Consider the following 2,828-nt stretch of genomic DNA (forward strand, 5'->3'; position numbering starts at 1 on the left):
GGTTCTCTTGCTGAACAACAGAACTCGGGTCGTCAGGTGCCTTGCCGGTCGAGGTGGCCCGGGAATCGCCCGGACCTTCCCGAGCGGACAGGGATCAGAGCATGGCGTTCATGATGGTGCCCGCGCTGGTGGCGACCGCGCCGCCGATCATCGCGCCGGCGATCATCTTCGGGGACTCGAGACCGCCGCCGGTCCACTTCTCCCAGGCGAACTTGCCGCCCGCGTAGGTGATGGCGATGACGCCCGACAGCAGGATGAACCAGGTGAAGTAACGCACCAGCTGCAAGATCTTGTCCGACATCGGGGGTGCTTCGGGAGTCGGATTGCCGAACTGCGCCAAGGTATCGGTGACGGCGGCCAGAATCATGTTTGCTCTCACTCGGTACTCGGGGGGAACGGCGATGAACTGCTGTCGCTGATGTTATCCGGTCGAATCGGGCGACGCAGTCGCCCACCCGGAGCGAACCGATCGGTTTTGTTGGTGTGCTGGGGGTTCGCGCCCGTATCCTGGACTCGTTCGAATACGGCAGTGCTGGAACGCAGTTCGCATCACGCGAAAAGGGGAGCAGGCTATGAGCATCATTCTGACGTCGATGGCCGAGACTGTCACAACGTTCGCGCAGGTCAGCAACCCTACGCCCGAGGCGCCGCCGCTGTCGGACAAGATCATGCAAATGGTCCAGTACCTGACGTGGTTCATGATCCTGTCCGGTGTGCTGGCCATCACTGTCGCGGGCGGAAAGTTCGCCTGGGAGAAGTGGAACGGTAGCGCCATGGAGTCGCCGAAGATGATCGCGGGCGCGATGATCGGCGGCGTGGTGGCCACCAGCGGTGGCACCATCATGAACGCGATCCTCGGCTAGATCCGGGCGCCCTTGGCGCGGTTGCAGGCCCGGCACAGGATCTGCAGGTTCGCCGCACTCGTCGCACCGCCCCGGCTGAGCGGGATGATGTGATCGAACTCCAGGTAGTGGCCGTCACCGCACTCGACGCAGCGACCACCGTCGCGCTGCCACACCTGGGCTTTCACGTCCTGCGGGATGCTGCGGCTGTCGCGCTGGCCCGGTGTCAGGACCAGGCGTTTCGCCACGCGCAGCGCGCCTTCCAGCGCGGCGGCCACATAGTCGGGATCGGTGACCCCGAAGGTGGCCCCGCCGCGCGCCGAGGTCGCAGCGAGCACGACGGTGCCGTGCTCGGGGTGCACGGAAACCACCCGGTTCCACGGCAGTTCGATGCCGGTGCCGTCGCCGACGAAACGCAGCTTCTTGGAGCTGCCGATCAGCCGGCCCTCGGTATTGCGCGGGCCGCGCGCGAGCATCCTGATGTGCACGGCGGGCAGGTCGAGGTGCACCCGCTCCTCGGGGTCGAGGTGCAGGCCGGGAGTGTCGATGGTGGGCAGTTCGCCCGCGCGTAGCCGGGACAGGGTGCGGCCGCGGTGCATCCGGCGGCGCAGGTCCTCGACGATCGGGCCGGACAGGGCCAATTCGCTCACCACGTGCTCGAACGCGTCCAGCTCGTCGGCGGACACCTCGCCGTCGGCGAAGGCGAACGCGACCATCCGCTCCACCTGGGTCAGACCGGCCTCGGCCAGCACCGCGCGTCCGCGCTCTTCGTCGATGCGCTGGTAGCGCAAGGCCGCCCACACCTCGAGCCAGTCCTCGGACAGGGTGCCGGGACCGGTGAGCACCCGCCGGGCACGGTTGCGCCAGTGGGTGAGGAATTCCTCGACCTCGCCCGCGCACGACCGGCAGTGGCCGTGGCCACCGAAGATCTTGCGGCGCAACGGGTTACCGCAGCGGGGGCAGCGGACACGGTGATCCTGGATGTGCGGGCGGGTGCTCGTCGTCCATTCGTCGCCGTCCCACCAGCGCACTTGCCCGGGGACCTGCGGGTCGGGATGCCAGTCGGCCAGTTCCGGGTTCGGCGGTGGTGGCGGCGGGACATCGATGACGCGGCGGGTGAGGGCAGGTGGGCGCGAGGGCGACCGCCCGGTGTGTGCGTGGGTGCCGGGGTCGGCGGTGGTGTCGTGATCGGAGTCGGAGAGCTCGGGGGCGGCCGACGCGTCGCCGTGCGGTACCCGGGCGAACTCCGCACGATCGGCGGTGCGGGCCGACGCCTGCCGTGCTGCCGAAGTCGACCGCGCAGGGGCTCCCGATCGCTCGGCGCCGGGCTGTCCGGCCGCCGGCTCGTTCACGGTGACCCCGAATTCGGTGGCCAGCCCGGCCAGCCCCCCGGACCACCCCTGGCCGATCGCCCGGAACCGCCACTGCCCGTCGCGCCGGTAGAACTCGCCGAACATCATCGCCTGCACGTCCTCGATGCCGTCCAGCACGAACTGGGCGACCGGCCCGTCGGCGGCGTGCACGGTCAACGTGAGATCGGTGAGCTGATCGAAGGTGCCCTCGTCGAGCGACGCGCTGACGACGATGCGCGCCACCTCGGCCTCGGTCCGCGGCAGCGACACACTCAACCGCGCGGTGCCCGGCGCGGGCTCCTGATCCAGCGTCACCGCCTGCGAGGCATGCCGCGGCGCGTTGAAGAACACGAAATCCCGATCGCCGCGCACCAGCCCCGACTCGGTGACCAGCAGCGCGTGCGCATCGACGGCATGCGCCGACCGCCATGAAAGAACCACGGCGAGAAGCGATGTCGGGACCGGCGCGTGCGCGCCCTTGCGTAGTTCCATGGTGCTCGCATGATGCCATGCCCCACCGACAGTGTTTATTGGAGCGCTGGCGCGCTCGAGGTCGCGGCCCCTCCTGTCCCCGGGGGGGGGGGGGGGGGGGTGGGGGTGGGGGTGGGGGGCGGAAGGAGCGAGAGCGCAGGGG

General features: G+C 69.4%; 3 protein-coding genes. 1 reads left to right on the top strand and 2 read right to left on the bottom strand.

The annotated features are described in order from the left end of the window. Positions 1–94: 94 nt before the first annotated feature. On the bottom strand, positions 95–367 hold the full coding sequence (locus ACFWPJ_RS29650; RefSeq protein WP_378856342.1) for a hypothetical protein: 273 nt from the start codon (positions 365–367) through the stop codon (positions 95–97). A gap of 205 nt (positions 368–572) precedes the next feature. Here ACFWPJ_RS29650 and ACFWPJ_RS29655 point away from each other — a divergent pair, with 205 nt between their 5' ends. Then, positions 573–863, top strand: a complete 291-nt coding sequence (locus tag ACFWPJ_RS29655; protein ID WP_378856344.1) for a hypothetical protein — start codon at positions 573–575, stop codon at positions 861–863. Here ACFWPJ_RS29655 and ACFWPJ_RS29660 read toward each other — a convergent pair. Further along, positions 860–2,686 (bottom strand): TerD family protein, encoded by a 1,827-nt coding sequence (locus tag ACFWPJ_RS29660; protein ID WP_378856346.1) that lies wholly within the window; start codon positions 2,684–2,686, stop codon positions 860–862. The two genes, ACFWPJ_RS29655 and ACFWPJ_RS29660, sit on opposite strands and share 4 nt — an antisense overlap. Between the last annotated feature and the right edge of the window lie 142 nt (positions 2,687–2,828).

It is taken from the genome of Nocardia sp. NPDC058497, assembly GCF_042720195.1.
Classification (GTDB): Bacteria; Actinomycetota; Actinomycetes; order Mycobacteriales; family Mycobacteriaceae; genus Nocardia.